At 62.9% G+C, this 16,826-nt stretch carries 11 protein-coding genes; 5 read left to right on the forward strand and 6 right to left on the reverse strand.

The genetic code is table 11. From position 1 onward, the window contains the following. Nucleotides 1–58 precede the first annotated feature (58 nt). The 3 genes from greA to carA form a co-directional block, all read right to left on the reverse strand. The gene (gene greA, locus ACOOE1_RS17765) at nucleotides 59–532 is read right to left on the reverse strand and encodes a transcription elongation factor GreA (RefSeq protein WP_420403540.1); all 474 of its coding nucleotides are present in this window, start codon (nucleotides 530–532) and stop codon (nucleotides 59–61) included. 97 nt (nucleotides 533–629) lie between these two features. Continuing rightward, complete coding sequence (gene carB, locus ACOOE1_RS17770; RefSeq protein ID WP_420403541.1) at nucleotides 630–3,887, reverse strand: carbamoyl-phosphate synthase large subunit; 3,258 nt, start codon at nucleotides 3,885–3,887, stop codon at nucleotides 630–632. Nucleotides 3,888–3,895: 8 nt separating this feature from the next. Next, the gene (gene carA / locus ACOOE1_RS17775; RefSeq protein ID WP_420403542.1) at nucleotides 3,896–5,113 is read right to left on the reverse strand and encodes a glutamine-hydrolyzing carbamoyl-phosphate synthase small subunit; all 1,218 of its coding nucleotides are present in this window, start codon (nucleotides 5,111–5,113) and stop codon (nucleotides 3,896–3,898) included. Nucleotides 5,114–5,409: 296 nt separating this feature from the next. Here carA and ACOOE1_RS17780 point away from each other — a divergent pair, with 296 nt between their 5' ends. The 3 genes from ACOOE1_RS17780 (at nucleotide 5,410) to rpoD (ending at nucleotide 9,897) form a co-directional block, all read left to right on the forward strand. Then, on the forward strand, nucleotides 5,410–5,865 hold the full coding sequence (locus tag ACOOE1_RS17780) for a GatB/YqeY domain-containing protein (protein ID WP_420403543.1): 456 nt from the start codon (nucleotides 5,410–5,412) through the stop codon (nucleotides 5,863–5,865). 75 nt (nucleotides 5,866–5,940) lie between these two features. Then, nucleotides 5,941–7,803 (forward strand): DNA primase, encoded by a 1,863-nt coding sequence (gene dnaG / locus ACOOE1_RS17785; protein ID WP_420403544.1) that lies wholly within the window; start codon nucleotides 5,941–5,943, stop codon nucleotides 7,801–7,803. 60 nt (nucleotides 7,804–7,863) lie between these two features. Continuing rightward, nucleotides 7,864–9,897: an RNA polymerase sigma factor RpoD gene (rpoD, locus tag ACOOE1_RS17790; protein ID WP_420403545.1), complete on the forward strand. Its 2,034-nt coding sequence runs from the start codon at nucleotides 7,864–7,866 to the stop codon at nucleotides 9,895–9,897. A gap of 65 nt (nucleotides 9,898–9,962) precedes the next feature. Here the strand turns inward: rpoD and ACOOE1_RS17795 are convergent, their stop codons facing one another. From ACOOE1_RS17795 to ACOOE1_RS17805, 3 genes are all read right to left on the reverse strand, one after another. Then, nucleotides 9,963–12,140, reverse strand: coding sequence for an ATP-binding protein (locus tag ACOOE1_RS17795; protein ID WP_420403546.1), 2,178 nt, complete (start codon nucleotides 12,138–12,140; stop codon nucleotides 9,963–9,965). A gap of 8 nt (nucleotides 12,141–12,148) precedes the next feature. Then, nucleotides 12,149–13,258, reverse strand: coding sequence for a substrate-binding domain-containing protein (locus ACOOE1_RS17800; RefSeq protein WP_420403547.1), 1,110 nt, complete (start codon nucleotides 13,256–13,258; stop codon nucleotides 12,149–12,151). Between the two features lie 148 nt (nucleotides 13,259–13,406). Further along, the gene (locus ACOOE1_RS17805; protein ID WP_420403548.1) at nucleotides 13,407–14,843 is read right to left on the reverse strand and encodes a helix-turn-helix domain-containing protein; all 1,437 of its coding nucleotides are present in this window, start codon (nucleotides 14,841–14,843) and stop codon (nucleotides 13,407–13,409) included. 263 nt (nucleotides 14,844–15,106) lie between these two features. On the opposite strand from ACOOE1_RS17805, the gene aceA reads away from it, so the two are divergent. Together aceA and ACOOE1_RS17815 are read left to right on the forward strand one after the other, a co-directional pair. Next, a complete protein-coding gene (gene aceA / locus ACOOE1_RS17810) occupies nucleotides 15,107–16,411 on the forward strand; it encodes an isocitrate lyase (RefSeq protein WP_420403549.1) in 1,305 nt (434 codons plus the stop codon). A gap of 109 nt (nucleotides 16,412–16,520) precedes the next feature. Beyond that, nucleotides 16,521–16,718 carry a DUF4170 domain-containing protein gene (locus tag ACOOE1_RS17815; protein WP_420403550.1) on the forward strand — a complete coding sequence of 66 codons (198 nt, stop codon included), beginning with the start codon at nucleotides 16,521–16,523 and terminating at the stop codon, nucleotides 16,716–16,718. Nucleotides 16,719–16,826 lie beyond the last annotated feature (108 nt).

Consider the following 16,826-nt stretch of genomic DNA (forward strand, 5'->3'; position numbering starts at 1 on the left):
GAGAGCCCGGGATCAACCCGGGCCCGATCGCGTCCGTCCGGCGGGGCCGGCCGCCTTGTCACATGATGGAGATGCTGAGGATCTCGTAGCTCTTCGAGCCGCGCGGCGTCGACACCTCGACGCTCTCGCCAACCTTCTTGCCGATCATCGCGCGGGCGATCGGCGAGGAGGTCGAGATGTAGCCCTTCGAGATGTCGGCCTCGTAGGGGCCGACGATGGTGAAGGTCTGTTCCTCGTCCGTATCCTCGTCCGCGACCTCGATCACGGTACCGAAGGTCACGGTATCACCCCCAAGCTTGGCGGTATTGATCACTTCGGCACGGCTGGTCACGTCTTCCAGCTCGAGGATGCGGCCTTCGATGAAGCTCTGGCGCTCGCGCGCGGAATGGTATTCGGCGTTCTCGGACAGATCGCCGTGTTCACGCGCTTCGGAGATGGCCTTGATGATCTCAGGCCGTTCCACCGTCTTGAGCTGTTTCAGCTCAGTCTGGAGCTTTTCCAGCCCCTGCGCGGTCATCGGAACTTTTTCCATTAAACCGACCTCGGTTATTCACTCAGTTCATTCAAAAAATGGCGACCCGTAGTCCTGAAAAAGAGTCACCGGTGGCGCCCGGTCCTACCGCCGGTCGTCAGAACGATCCGCTGAGATAGGATTGCAACGGTGCGACTTCAAGGCGACCGGTCCGCAGTGCTTTCATTGCTTGGACAGCGGCCCAGGCCCCTTCGACCGTCGTGTAATAGGGAATATTGTGGGTCAGCGCGGTCTGACGCAAGCTGAAACTGTCCGAAATCGCCTGCGCGCCGCCGGTCGTGTTGAACACCAGATCGACATGTCCGGAGAGCATGTTGTCGACGATGTGCGGCCGTCCTTCGAGCACCTTCTTGGTGCGGTCGACCCTGAGGCCCGCCGCCTTGAGTGCGTTCGCGGTGCCCTCGGTGGCGAGCAGCAGGTAGCCCATCCCGGCCAGTTCGGCCGCCAGTTTCACGATCTCTTCCTTATCCTCGTCGCGCACCGAGACGAAAACCGTGCCGGAGGTCGGCAGATGCGTGTTCGCCGCCATCTGGCTCTTGGCGAAGGCGCGGCCGAAATCGCTGTCGATGCCCATCACCTCGCCGGTCGACTTCATCTCCGGGCCGAGGATGATGTCGACGCCGGGGAAACGGTTGAACGGGAAGACGGCCTCCTTGACGGCGACATGTTTCGGCATTTCGGTCGGAAGCGTGAAGTCGGCCAGTTTTTCGCCGGCCATGAGGCGGCTGGCGATCTTGGCGATCGGCACGCCCGTCGCCTTGGCCACGAACGGCACTGTCCGGCTGGCGCGCGGGTTCACCTCGAGGATGAAAACGGCCCCATCCTTGACCGCGAACTGGGTGTTCATCAGTCCGACCACCTTCAGGCCTTCGGCAAGTAGGGTCGTCTGGCGGCGGATTTCCTGGATCACGGTCTCAGGCAGGTTCTGTGGAGGCAGGGAGCAGGCGCTGTCGCCGGAATGGATGCCGGCTTCCTCGATATGCTCCATGATGCCGGCGATATAGACCTGCTCGCCGTCCGCAAGGCAGTCCACATCGACCTCGACGGCGCTCCTGAGGAAACTGTCGATCAGCACCGGGTTCTTGCCCGATACTCTCACCGCCTGTTCCATGTAGCGTTTCAACTGTGCCGGTTCGTGCACGATTTCCATCGCGCGGCCGCCGAGCACGTAGGAGGGGCGGATCACGACCGGATAGCCGATCTCGTGCGCGACCTTTTCCGCTTCCTCGAAGGAGAAGGCGGTGCCGTTCCGCGGCTGCATGAGACCCAGATCGTTCAGCAGCTTCTGGAACCGCTTGCGGTCCTCGGCGAGGTCGATCGCGTCCGGCGAGGTGCCGAGGATCGGGATGCCCGCATTCTCAAGCGCCTGGGAGAGCTTCAGCGGGGTCTGCCCGCCGAGCTGAACGATGACGCCCTTCACCGTGCCGTTCGACTGCTCCTTGCGGACCAGCTCGATGACATCCTCCGCGGTCAGCGGTTCGAAATAGAGCCGGTCGGACGTGTCGTAGTCGGTCGAGACGGTTTCCGGGTTGCAGTTGACCATGATGGTCTCATAGCCGGCCTCGGAGAGCGCGTAGGCGGCATGGACGCAGCAATAGTCGAACTCGATGCCCTGGCCGATCCGGTTCGGCCCGCCGCCGAGGATCACCACCTTTTCGGCATCCGTCGGCTCGGACTCGCATTCCGGCGCGCCGTAGCCGTCGCTCTCGTAGCAGGAATACATGTAGGGCGTGGCCGAGGGGAATTCGGCGGCGCAGGTGTCGATCCGCTTGTAGACCGGTCGGATATCCAGCGCGTGGCGCGCCGCGGTGACCTCGCTTTCCTCCTGGCCGGTCAGCTCACCGAGACGGGCATCCGAGAAGCCCATCTTCTTCAGCCGTGCGAAATCCTTCGCCGCCGCCGGCAGGCCGCTTTTCCGGACCTCTTCTTCGACCGCGACGATTTCGCGGACATGGCGCAGGAACCAGGGGTCGAAATGGCTCGCATTGGCGATCTCCTCAAGAGAAAGGCCGACGCGGAAGGCCTGGGCGACGCGCAGCAGGCGGTCGGGCGTCTGTTCACTGAGCGCGGCGAGCACACGTTCGCGGCCGACGCCTTCGCTGTCCACGCCCGGCAGCTCGACTTCGTTGAGTCCGGTGAGCCCTGTCTCCATGGAGCGCAGCGCCTTCTGCAGGCTCTCGGGGAAGCTGCGGCCGATGGACATGGCCTCGCCGACCGACTTCATCGCCGTGCTGAGCAGCGGCGTTGTGTTCGGGAACTTCTCGAAGGTGAAGCGCGGAATCTTGGTGACGACGTAATCGATGGTCGGCTCGAAGCTCGCCGGCGTCAGACCGCCGGTGATGTCGTTCTTCAACTCGTCGAGCAGATAGCCGACGGCAAGTTTCGCCGCGATCTTGGCGATCGGAAAGCCGGTCGCCTTGGAAGCCAGCGCCGAGGAGCGCGAGACGCGCGGGTTCATCTCGATGACGATCAGGCGGCCGTTCTCCGGATTGACGGCGAACTGCACGTTCGAGCCGCCGGTCTCGACGCCGATCTCGCGGAGCACGGCGATCGAGGCGTCGCGCATCCGCTGGTATTCCTTGTCGGTCAGGGTCAGCGCCGGGGCGACGGTAATGCTGTCGCCGGTATGCACACCCATCGGATCGACATTCTCGATCGAGCAGATGATGATGCAGTTGTCCGCCTTGTCGCGGACGACCTCCATCTCGTATTCCTTCCAGCCGAGCACGCTTTCCTCGACCAGCACGGACTTGACCGGCGAAGCGCGCAGGCCGTTGCGGATGATCTGCTCGTATTCCTCGACATTGTAGGCGACGCCGCCGCCTTCGCCGCCGAGGGTGAAAGAGGGGCGCATGATCGCGGGCAGGCCGACATGATTCAACGCCTCCATCGCCTCCTCGACGGAATGGACGAGGCTTGAGCGCGGTGAATCGAGGCCGATCTTGTCCATCGCATCGCGGAAGAGCAGCCGATCCTCGGCCTTTTCGATCGCGTCCAGCTTGGCACCGATCAACTCGACACCGTGCTTCTCGAGCGTGCCGTCCTTGGCCAGCGAGATCGCCGTGTTGAGCGCGGTCTGGCCGCCCATGGTCGGGAGCAGCGCGTCCGGTTTTTCCTTTTCGATCACCCGTGCGACCATTTCCGGCGTAATCGGCTCGACATAGGTGGCGTCCGCGAGGCCCGGGTCGGTCATGATCGTTGCCGGGTTCGAGTTCACCAGGATAACCCGGTAGCCTTCTTCCTTCAGCGCCTTGCAGGCCTGGGCGCCGGAATAGTCGAACTCGCAGGCCTGGCCGATGACGATCGGACCGGCACCGATGATCATGATGGATTTGATATCTGTACGTTTGGGCATCGGGCCGCTCAGCTTTTCTGGTCGATGAAATCGACGAAACGTTGGAAGAGATAGTGGCTGTCCTTCGGCCCCGGCGAGGCCTCGGGATGGTATTGCACGGAGAAGACCGGACGGCCGGAGAGGCGGATGCCCTCGATCGAGCCGTCGAAGAGCGAGCGGTGTGTGATTTCGACGCCTTCGGGAAGGCTGCCCTCGCTGATCATGAAGCCGTGGTTCTGCGACGTGATCTCGACCTTGCCGGTGGTCAGGTCCTTCACCGGGTGGTTCGCGCCGCGGTGGCCCTGGTGCATCTTCTCGGTTGTCGCCCCGAGCGAGAGGGCCAGCATCTGGTGACCGAGACAGATGCCGAAGACCGGTTTGCCGCTCTCGACCAGCTTCCTGATCTCGGGCACCGCATAGGCGCCGGTCGCCGCCGGATCGCCCGGACCGTTGGCGAGGAAGATGCCGTCCGGCCGGTGCGCCAGCACATCCTCGGCCTTGGTATCTGCGGGAACCACCGTCACCTTGCAGCCGAGCGAGGAGAGGTTGCGCAGGATGTTCCGCTTGGCGCCGAAATCCATCGCTACGATATGGCGCCGGATCTCCGGCTCGACCTCGAAACCGTCCTCGCCGTCGATGCCGCCGCGGGCGAACTCCCAGGTACCTTCAAGCCAGTGATAGGTCTGCCTGCAGGAGACCTGAATCGCGAGATCCATGCCTTCGAGCCCCGGCCAGTCCTGTGTCTTCCGCCAGAGCGCGTCGAGATCGAACCTGCCGTCCGGCGCGTGGGCGAGGCAGCCGGTCGGCGCGCCGCCGTCGCGGATCCGGCGGGTCAGCCGCCGGGTGTCGACGCCGCTGATGCCCGGAAGGCCGAAGCTCTTCAGCCAATCGTCGAAATGCCTCTCGGAGCGGTAGTTCGACGGCTCCGTCATGTCCGCACGCAGCACCAGCCCGAGGGCCGCCGGCGTGGTCGTCTCGACATCCATTGAATTGGCGCCGACATTGCCGATATGGGGAAAGGTGAAGGTGATGATCTGACCGGCATAGGACGGGTCGGTCATGATCTCCTGATAGCCGGTGAGCGAGGTGTTGAAGCAGACCTCGCCGACGCGTTCGGTCGCAGCCCCCAGTCCTCGTCCCCAGAAAACGGTCCCGTCGGCCAGAACGAGGACGGCGGTCGCGCCCTCCGGCTGGGTCACTGAGGAGAAATCTGGTTTGGCTTGGTCGGCTTTCGAAGGCTGCGCCATCGCGGTCATCCCTGGCAAATCGCTGCGGTTCCGGCACACGAGAACCGCGGAGGATCGCATGGATATCCGCTTGGGAGACAGATTCTTTGTCTTCGGGTCGGGCCGGACGCTTCGAAGCCGACTTGATAAAGAATGCGGGTCGAGAGGTCAAGGCCGTTGTTTTTCATATAAATGAGCAAATTCAACGCGTTAATAAATGTGCCTTGCGTTTTGTGCCGCGATGGAGATGGTGTAGCCGAATTCGCGAGCCGGTCTGACGAGAAACCCGCCGCGAAATGGCTAGGGGTAATAATAAAATGATGCGCGCCGCATTCAGTGACGCCTTGAAAGAGGCTTTGAAGGAAAAGGATCAGTGTGCCGTCAGCACCATCAGATTGATTCTGGCGGCCCTGAAAGACCGTGACATTGCCGCGCGCGGCAATGGCAAGACGGACGGAATCAGCGAGGACGAGATCCTTTCCATGTTGCAGACCATGCTCAAGCAGCGGACCGAATCGATCCGGATGTACGAGCAGGGCGGTCGCCTGGAACTCGCCGAGCAGGAAAAGGCCGAGATGGAGGTCATCCGGCGGTTCATGCCGCAGCAGCTCGACGATGCCGAGATGAACGCCGCGGTGGAAACCGTGGTGAAGGAAATCGGCGCGAAGGAACTCAAGGACATGGGCCGCGCCATGGCCGCCTTGAAGGAACGCTATGCCGGCCGCATGGATTTCTCCAAGGCGAGCGGCATCGTCCGGCAAATGCTGGTCTGAGCGTTCGAAATCCGGGATTCCTTTGACCGCTTTGGCTGGCAAGTTCACACTCTTTGCCCCTTGGGCAAGGTTTGATTGTCGACCATCATGAGTTTCCCGCCGCAATTCCTCGACGAGTTGAGGACCCGGCTTCCGGTGTCGGAAGTGGTCGGACGTCGGGTCACGCTGCAGCGCCGCGGGCGCGAGTTTCTGGGGCTCTGCCCGTTCCACTCGGACAGCAAGCCGTCGATGAATGTCGTCGACGACAAGAATTTCTATCACTGCTTCGCCTGCGGGGCGCATGGCGACATCATCAAGTTCGTGATGGAGACAGAAGGCCTCGCCTTTCCGGAAGCGGTCGAGAAGCTGGCCGACATGGCCGGGCTCGAGGTGCCCAAGGAGACGCCGCAGGACCGCGAGCGCTCGAAGCGCCGCGAGACCCTGCACGACGTTCTGGAACATGCCTGCGTCTGGTTCGAGCAGAAACTCGCTGGGCCGGGCGGTGCCGAAGCGCTCGACTATCTGCGCGGGCGAGGTCTGACGAAGGACACCATCGCTCGCTTTCGCCTCGGATGGGCGCCGGACGGCCGCACCGCTCTTGCCCAGTCGATGAAGGCCGAAGGCGTGAAGGAGGCCCTGCTGCTGGAGGCGGGGCTGCTGCGCAAACCCGAGGATGGCGGCGCGGCCTATGACTATTTCCGCGGCCGCATCATCTTCCCGATCACCGACCGGCGCGGCCGGGTGATCGCTTTCGGCGGGCGCATTCTCGGCGACGGGCAGCCGAAATACCTGAATTCGCCGGACACGCCGGTCTTTCACAAGGGCCGCGTGCTCTACGGACTTGCCCAGGCCCGCGAGGCGGCGCGCAAGGCCGACGAGATCGTCGTCGCCGAAGGCTATATGGACGTGATCGCGCTGTCCCAGGGCGGTTTTCCGCAGGCCGTGGCGCCGCTCGGCACGGCGCTGACCGAGGACCAGATCGCCGAACTCTGGAAACTGGCCTCGGAGCCGGTCGTCTGCTTCGACGGGGACTCTGCGGGCATGCGGGCCGCCGGGCGCGCCGCCGACCGGGTGCTGCCGATGCTGAAGCCGGGTCATTCCCTGCGTTTCGTGACTTTGCCCCAGGGCGAGGATCCGGACGACGTGATCAAGCACCATGGCGCCAAGGCAATGCGCGAGCTGCTCGACGGGGCGATCCCGCTTTCCGAATTCATCTGGCGCCAGGAGTTGGCCGCCCAGCCCGTCACGACGCCGGAACGGATCGCGGATTTCCAGCGCCGGATGCGTGCGCGGGTGCGCGAGATCGCGGAGCGGACGGTACAGGAAAGCTACTCCGATCACGTCGAGAACCGGATCCGGGAAATGCGCCGGGCCGGTCGGGAGAATAGCGGTGGTCGCGGCGCGCGCCGCGGCGGATATGCGGAGGCCTATGCGGGTGCGCAGATTTCTCAGGGCCACCGCGCCAACGTTCCGTCGGTCATGGCGCGGCGCCAGCAGCAGATCGTGCTCGCGGCCCTGCTCAATCACCCGGCCCTCATAGACGAACTGGGCGAGGCGATCGGCGTGCTGGCCTTCGATGATCCCTTCCTTGACAAGCTCCGGCAGCAAATCATAGAGATTGCGCTCGCCGATCCAGGCCTTGACTCGGAGGGCTTAATCGCCCATTTGACGCGGTTGGGGTTATCGGATGCCTGCAATGGGCTTCTAAGTGGGGAAACATTGAGTCACGCCGCCTTTGCAAGGCGGGAAGCGCTGCTTTCGAAGGCGCGCGCGGGGCTGACGGAACTGCTGGCTCGCATCGGCAAGCCTCAGCTAGAGGCGCAACTGGCCGATGCCGAACGGGCGGTGGCGGAGGAATTTAGCGAAGCGAGTTGGAACCGGCTGGCGTCATTGCGATCGGCGCTGGCTTCGCTCAATTCCAGCGCCGCGCTTGAGGAAACCGACCTCGGTCGGAGTTAAGACAACGGCGGGTCGTCCCGGGGTGGGGGCGGCGCCGCATATGGAGAGGTCGACGAACGAATGGCGAAACAGTCGCTGGCGAACGAAGACGAGAACCGGGACCGCGAAGAGAATTCCGACGGTCCGCTGATCGACAATGTCAATCAGACCGTCAAGAATCTGATCAAGAAGGGCAAGGAGCGCGGCTACCTCACCTATGACGAGGTGAACGCGGCACTGCCTCAGGAGGAGATGTCCTCCGAGCAGATCGAAGACGTGATGTCCGCTCTGAGCGAGATGGGCGTCAACGTGGTCGAGAACGAGGAACAGGAAGAGAGCGGCAGCGACGCCAAGGCCGAGGACGAGAAGAGCGTCGCCGGCAATGTCGCCGACGACGATGTGGGCCGCACCGACGACCCGGTCCGCATGTATCTGCGCGAGATGGGGAGCGTCGAGCTCCTTTCCCGCGAGGGCGAAATCGCCATCGCCAAGCGGATCGAAGCCGGCCGCGAGATGATGATCGGCGGCATCTGCGAGAGTCCGCTGACCATCAAGGCCCTGATCCAGTGGCGTGACGCCCTGAAGGAAGAGAAGGTCCTGCTGCGCGACGTCATCGATCTCGACGCCACTTATGGCGGCGGACCGGATGCTGCGGGCGACGACGGCGAGGGCGAGAACGACAACGAGAAAGAGGACAAGGCCGAGTCCGAAACCACCGAGTCCGAAGCCGCCGATTCCGAAAGCGAGGAGGACGAGACCGAAGACGAGGCGAAGGGCGGCGGAGAGGAGAAATCCTCCGACGAATCTTCCGACGATGACGATGAAGACGACGACGGCGAAGACAACAACATGTCTCTGTCCGCCATGGAGGCCGCCCTCACGCCCCAGGTGCTTGAGACCTTCGACCAGATCGCCGAAACATACGGGAAGCTGAAGAAAGTCCAGGACAAGCGCCTGCAGCGCCTGCAGAAGGGCGAGGAGCTGACGGCCCAGAGCGAGCGCCGCTACGAGAAGCTCCGCGACGAGCTGGTCGACCTGATGGAGGGCGTGCGCCTCAATAACGGCCGCATCGAGGCCCTGGTCGAACAGCTCTACAACCTGAACCGGCACCTGACCGGCATGGACATGAGAATGCTCAAGATGGCGGAGAAGGCCGGCGTCGACCGGGCCGCCTTCCTGAAGGAGCATTTCGGCAACGAGCTGGATCCGAGCTGGACCGAACGGGTCGGCGGGCTTTCCGGCAAGGGCTGGAGCAAGTTCACCGAGAAGAATGCGGCCGAGATCGCAAAGCTGCGCGACGGCATGGCGGCGATTTCCGAGGATGCCGGCCTGCCGATCAGCGAATTCCGCCGCATCGTGCAGACCGTGCAGAAGGGCGAGCGCGAGGCGAGCCGGGCGAAGAAGGAGATGGTCGAGGCGAACCTTCGTCTCGTGATCTCCATCGCCAAGAAATACACCAACCGCGGTCTGCAGTTCCTGGACCTGATCCAGGAAGGCAATATCGGCCTGATGAAGGCGGTCGACAAGTTCGAGTACCGTCGCGGCTACAAGTTCTCGACCTATGCCACCTGGTGGATTCGCCAGGCGATCACCCGCTCGATCGCCGATCAGGCGCGGACCATCCGCATCCCCGTGCACATGATAGAGACCATCAACAAGCTGGTGCGCACCTCGCGCCAGATGTTGCACGAGATCGGCCGCGAGCCGACTCCGGAAGAGCTGGCCGAAAAGCTGGTCATGCCGCTGGAGAAGGTGCGCAAGGTGCTGAAGATCGCCAAGGAGCCGATCAGCCTCGAGACCCCGATCGGCGATGAGGAAGACAGCCATCTCGGCGACTTCATCGAGGACAAGAACGCGGTGCAGCCGCTTGACGCGGCGATCCAGGCCAATCTGCGCGAGACCACGACCCGCGTGCTCGCCAGCCTGACCCCGCGCGAAGAACGCGTGCTGCGCATGCGTTTCGGCATCGGCATGAACACCGACCACACGCTCGAAGAGGTCGGCCAGCAGTTCAGCGTCACCCGTGAGCGTATCCGCCAGATTGAGGCGAAGGCTCTCCGCAAGCTGAAGCATCCGAGCCGCTCGCGGAAACTCCGGAGCTTTCTCGACTACTGATCCGGCGGGCCACCGCCGGGAAACGAGCTTCAAGGGAAGGCGGCGCCGTTCGGCGGCCGCCTTCTTCAGTTTCCGGATATCTCCGGGACGACTTGCGGCGGCGCCGAGACCGATCGGGATACGGGGAAGACGATCGAAATCGTGGTGCCCTGACCGGGGGCGCTGGTGCAGTGCAGCTCCGCATCGTGCAGCTCGGCCAGCCGTTTTACGAGCGCGAGCCCGAGCCCGGCACCTTCGGCTTTTCTGATCAGGCTTGAATTCCCCTGCATGAAAGGCTCGAAGGCATGGGCTTTCGTGGTGCTGTCCATGCCGATACCGTCATCCGCCACCGAGAGAAGAACACGCCGGTCTTTCCCGACCGCGCCCGTCAGGACTACGTGACCGCCGGCGGGGGTGAATTTCACCGCATTCGTCAGCAAATTGATAAGGATCTGCCGGATCCTGCGCGCGTCAGCCTTGAGTGCGTGGCCGCGCATATCGATGTTCGAGCCGACCTCGACCCCGGCCTCGGCCGCCTGTTCACGGATCATCCGCAAGCAGCCCTCGCAGATCTCCTCGATGTCGAGGGCTTCTTCGCGCACGGTCTCCTTGCGCGACTCGATCACGGAAAGATCGAGCACGTCGCCGATCAGGCTGAGGAGGTGCGTGCCGCTCGACTGGATGTGCCCGGCATATTCGACGTAGTTTCTATTCTCGATCTTGCCGAGGACTTCGCCGGCGATCATTTCCGAGAAACCGATGATCGCGTTCAGCGGCGTGCGCAGTTCGTGACTCACACCCGCAAGGAAACTGGTCTTCGCCGAATTGGCAAATTCGGCTTCTTCCTTGGCCTGGCGGAGCGCGGTTTCCGTCCGCTTGCGATCGGTGATGTCGGCGAGGATCGTACAATGTGCATAAGTCTCGCCGGTTTCCTGCTTGAGCGGGAACATTGCCCCGAGATAGGCCCGCTCGCCCCCGCTGGTCGGAAACGTGAGCTCCCGCACGACCCCACCGGTCCGTTCGCTGGTGGATGTTTCGAATGCGTGGACTTCGCGCGCGAATTCCTCCGGAAGCAGGTCGGAATCCCTTGCGCCGATGACCCGGTCGCGCTCGAGTTCGAGTATCGAGAGGAACTGCGCATTGGCGATGATGTATCGTCCGGTCAGATCCTTTGCATAGATCGCGGCGGGTGCCCTGTCGATCACGGTTTGCGCCTGGTATTCGCTCGCCCTGAATGCCTCGAAGACCCGCTCGAGAGTCTCCCCCAGCTTGTTGAAATCCAGGATGACGCCCGGCTTGAATTGCGGGATGTCCTCTCGCCCGTAAATTCCTCCGGCAACGGCATCGGCATATTCGCTGAGCTTGGAGAGCGAGCTCTTGGTGAGCTGCCGGATGAACCAGCTCAGCAGGAGCGAAACCGCGAGCGTCAGACCGATGACGGCCGGGACGAGGCTGAAATAGGTCTCTCGCAATTCGGCGATCGGACTCGAGGCGCGGATCACCCTCACCATCGTCTCCGGTCCGATCTGGGGCACGGAAAACGGTATTGTGAGTTCGCGTCCCAGGCCCCGCTCAGCGATGGCAGGATCGCCGAATTTGAAATCGGGGATGTTCGATATCTCCGAGACCAGGTGACCGTCGATCTCGAGGGCGACTCCCACGATGTCAGTGTCTGCGAGGATTTCCCGCAACATCTGCAGGTTGTCGTTCAGGATCACGCCACCGAAAAGTCTCGCGACGACGGCGCCGGTTTCCGGATCGAGGACCTGAAGCCCGTTGATGAAAGCATATAGCGGCTCGCCGATATCCCTGGAGGAGGAAATCAGCCGCGCGATGCCGGGCAATGGCTCGGTCGAGATCGTATTGACGATCAGCGAGGTGTCGTAAGACGTGGAGCTCACGTCGATCAGTGCGCCCTTCTCCTGCTCGGCCAGGAAGAGAATGTCGAGCTGGCCGCTGTCGAGCTCGTAGAACGCGCGGGCAAGGGTACTCTCGATCGCGGATATGTCGGAGGCCTTCAGAGCGCTCAGAAGCGCGTTGTCGCGCGACTGGCTGCGCAGAAAGTTCTCGAGTTGCTTCAACTCGGCGCCGATATGGAGTTCGGTGATCCGGCGGAAATGCAGTTCCTGGCGTTTCAGCTCGGCATCCAGCGAACGCTGCGCATACCAGAACGCGAACCATACGATGACGGCCGAAATCGCGAGCAATGCACCGAAGGATGCAACGGCGACGATTGTGGAATATCTGAAGCGGAGGCGCGCCAAATGCTGACCTACCTCGAATACCGGAAGGCTCGATCGATCAGGCGCTCGAGCGTCGCATCCGGCGTTTGCTGGTCAATCAGGGCGAAGGCGCCGGAATAGACCCGGGGCACGCTTTCCGCTCGGCCTTCCATGGTCAACCGGATCGCCTCGGCCATTGCCACACCGTTATCGTCGTTCATACGCATTACCGTAAAATCAAGCTCTCCCTTGCGGATGGCGTCCAGTTCGCTGCCGCCTCCACCCCAGCCGTTGACCATCACCTTGCCGCGGAGGCCGTACTCTCCGATCGCGTCTGCAACGCCGTGCGCGATATCCGTCGAGGCGGCATAGATGAAGGAAATTCCCGGATCCCTCTTCAGCAGTTCACGTGCGGCCTCGCGGGCGCGCCCGCGATCGAAACCGACATAATACTCCCCCACCAGTTCGAATTCGGTGCGATCCTCGATGGCCTGGCGGAAGGTCACGCCGCGCATACGGCTTACATATCCCACCGTGCCATAAAAGATCGCGTACCGGGCGCCTTTCGGGCTGCGATGAATAAACTCGTCGGTGAGCATGCGGGTGCCGAATTCATGGTCGAAGCCGACATAGAGCAAGGGATCCGGGGGGCCGAGACCGGTCAGGGGGGTCGTGATGTTCTGCAGAATGACCTTTGTATGTCCGGATGCGAGGACACGCGAGACCATGCCCTTGTGACGAAGCGCATCGAGGGTGAATACGAGGAAATCCGGCTTCTCCCGCAGGACCCGGCCGATGGCGTTCATCTGCAGGCGGATGTCAAAGGCGCTCTTGGTGAAGAGCGAGGTGATTTCATGGGAGATGCCGATCTCGTCCATGCGGGCGCTGAAGGACTGAACGCTGCGGTGCCAATAGTCGGATACCTGCAGACCCGGATAAATCACATGAATCTGCAGTGGCTCATCGCGCTGGATGCCGAGAGGGACCGCCGGCGCCTGAACGAGCCGATCGAAGGCCTCGAACTTTGCGCGCTCCTCCGGCTGGCCTCTGAAAAAGGTCCCGAGCTCGATGAACCCGGGGTCACTTTCCGTTGCCGTCGCTTCGACGGTGCCGGTGAACAAGGCCAAAGCGAATGCTATCGTACGCGAGAGTTTCTTCACGCCAGTCTCCCGTCCAATTCACATTCAGCAGGAAGGGATATTTGCGATTAGTCTACATCAGGTGGACGGACGGCGCATCATCCGTCCAATCCTGCGCCAGCCCCGAAGATCTACCACCGGCTTTAGAGAGTAACTCAAGGTTTTGAATTTATTCCTCGAAGGAAAATGCTGACGCCTTTTTCATGTGCTGGTCGGCCCGGATCGTGCGGTTGAGCGGGGGGTGGGCCCGCTGGCTGCAGTCCAGCCTTTCGCACAGCCGGCAGGAAACGCCGACCGGCGTGGCGCTGCTCGCCTTCGGCAGGTCAAGCCCGTCCGCATAGACCAGGTGCCTTGCGTCCTTGATTTCGCAGCCGAGCCCGACGGCGAACTGCGGCTGCAACTGCTCGTGCCACCCGCCGGCGCTGTCCAGCGTGCGGGCAATGGTGAAGAAGGTGGTGTCGTCGGGCATGCGCGCGACCTGGGTGTGAACCTGACCCGGGGTGCGGAAGGCCTCGTGCACCACCCAGCGCGGGCAGGTGCCGCCATAGCGGGCGAACTGGAAGCCGCCGCCGTTCAGGCGCTTGGAAACGTTGCCGGCTGCATCGACGCGAATGAAGAAGAACGGGATGCCGCGGGCTCCGGGACGCTGCAGCGTGGTCAGCCGGTGCGTCACCTGCTCGAAGCTGGCGCCAAAGCGGCGGCGCAGTAGTTCCAGATCGTGCCGCAGCTCCTGGGCCGACGTCCGGAAGGCCTCGTAGGGCATCAATACCGCGCCCGCGAAATAGTTGCTGAGGGCGACGAAAAGCATGTTCCGGGTTTCCGTATCCGCCGGCTCCAGTCGGCCGATGACGGTCTCGATCAACTCTTGATGGACCAGCGCGGCGATCTGTGCCGCGACCTGGAAGCAGCGCCCTGAAGGCAACAGGGCTTCGGACAGCAGGATGCGGCGTCCGTGCGGATCGTAGCGCCGCAGCGTGTCGGTCATGACATGCACCGGCATCACCTTTACCGCGATGCCCTTTTCACGCTCGAGATAGGCGGTCAGGCCCCGGAACAGGTCGTTGCGATCAAGATTGGCCTTTCTCCAGAGAGCTTCGGCCGCCTCTTCCAGTTCGGGGAAGTGATTGGCCTCGCGCTGGTGCAGGTCACGCACAGCCTGGACCGGGGAAAGCGGTTGGTCAGGATCGGGAAGCGGATCGCGCCCGTCGCTTCCGGAGCCATGCCGCGCGTTCTCCCAGACCTGACGGTAGGCGTGATAGAGCCGCAGCATGGCCTGCGCCGCGTTCGGTGAGCGCACGGCGAATTCCTGCAGTTCGACTGGACGCACCGGCTGGTCGCGGAACAGCGGGTCGCTGAAGACTTCGGCAAGTTCGGCGACGATCTTGGCGTCGTCGTCCTCGGCGAACTGTTTCAGATCGAGTTCGAAGGCCTGGCCGAGCTTGAACAGCAGCGGCACCGTGACCGGTCGCTGGTTGTGTTCGATCAGATTGAGATAGCTCGGCGAGATGCCGATCTCGCCGGCCATTTCCGTCTGGCTCATGCCGAGGTCGGTCCTGAAACGGCGGATCTTCGGCCCCAGCATCGCTTTGCGGTCAAGCGCTTCCATCGCGTTGTCCTCCCCGCATCCGCAAAGGATGTCTTTTCAGCTTATGGCGCTTTCGCTGTTGCACAATCATTTTCACGATTTTCAATTTTGTGTCATTTAATTTTACAATTGTGACAGATTTACTTTTTTACTTTCAATGACTTATGGACGCGAGAGGTTTGCTCTTGCAGGCTGCTTTCAGTTTTGCGGTGCACACACCGAAAGACGGGTGCCGCAACTGACACCAACGCCACGCGACGGGATCGCGAAACAAGGAGAAAGACATGTCTGGCGAGTTCGAGAAACTGGCGTCCACCGCCCCCGGACGTTTCGACAATGTGAAGCGCGACTACACAACGGCCGATGTCGAGCGGTTGCGCGGCACCGTCCGGATCGAGCACAGCCTCGCCCGCCGCGGCGCGGAGCGGCTCTGGAAGTCGATCCATGAGGAGGATTTCGTCCATTCCCTCGGCGCCGTCACCGGCGGCCAGGCGGTGCAGATGGCCAAGGCCGGGCTGCAGGCGGTCTATCTCTCCGGCTGGCAGGTTGCGGCGGATGCCAATCTCGCCGGCGCGATGTATCCGGACCAAAGCCTCTATCCGGCGAACAGCGGCCCCGAACTGGCGCGCAAGATCAACAATTCCCTGCTGCGCACCGACCAGATCCATCATCTGGAAGGCGATGACGCCACCGACTGGATGCTCCCCATCGTGGCCGATTGCGAGGCCGGCTTCGGCGGCGCGCTGAACGCCTACGAACTGACCCGGGCCTATATCGATGCCGGCGCCGCCGCGGTCCATTTCGAGGACCAGCTGGCCTCGGAGAAGAAGTGCGGCCATATGGGCGGCAAGGTGCTGGTGCCGACGCAGCAGCACATCAACACCCTGAATGCCGCGCGCCTCGCCGCCGATGTCGAGGGCGTGCCGACCCTGGTGATCTGCCGTACCGACGCCGAAAGCGCCAAGCTGGTCACCAGCGACGTCGACGAGCGCGACCGTCCGTTCCTGACCGGCGAGCGCACCGCCGAGGGCTTCTTCCGCCTGAAGGAGGGCACCAGCTTCGAGCGCTGCGTCGCCCGCTCGCTCGCCTATGCGCCCTATTCCGACCTGCTCTGGATGGAGACCTCGACGCCGGATCTCGAGCAGTGCAAGCGCTTCGCCGAGGCGGTCCGCAGGGAATTCCCGGACCAGATGCTGGCCTATAACTGCTCGCCCTCCTTCAACTGGACAGCGAATCTCGACAAGGACGACATCGCCCGCTTCCAGCGCGAGATCGGCGCCATGGGCTACAAGTACCAGTTCGTTACCCTGGCCGGGTTCCACTCGCTCAATTACGGCATGTTCGAGCTCGCCTCGGGCTACCGTGACCGCGGCATGGCGGCATATTCCGAACTGCAGGATGCCGAGTTCGCCGCCGAGAGCCGTGGTTACAGCGCGACCAAGCACCAGCGCGAAGTCGGCACCGGTTATTTCGACGCGGTCGCGACAGCAATCAAGGGCGATGCCTCTTCGACCACCGCTCTGACCGGCTCGACCGAGGAAGCCCAGTTCTACGAGAACGAGGAAGCGGCCCGCACGGCGGCTGAATAAACGGGGTTAAGGGAGGAAACGTGTCCGGGAGAGCGGCACCGGCGGGCGGCCACCACATCAATCACGCCCGCCGGCTCCCGGACTATCCACGAGGACAAGGAGACAGGACATGAGCAAGCGTTTTTGGGTCATCGGCGGGGAATATACAGACACCCGCTTCAGCCAGCTGATCGACGGAACCGAGCAGTTGTTCGGTCCGTTCGGCGACCAGAGCGAGGCGCGGAAGGTCTGGGACAAGATCGCCAGCGAGACGCGCAGCATCTGCACGGCCCGCTACACCATCGTGCAGGAGGGCGCCGCCGGCTGAACCCGGGGCACCTTCGCGGGGCTTGACTTCAATCCCTGGCGGTTCGGGCCGTCTCTTGATCTCCGGCCCGACATAAGCCTGACTCGCCCGGCCTTTCGGCCGGGCTCT

Source organism: Nisaea sp. (assembly GCF_965216895.1).
GTDB lineage: Bacteria > Pseudomonadota > Alphaproteobacteria > Thalassobaculales > Thalassobaculaceae > Nisaea.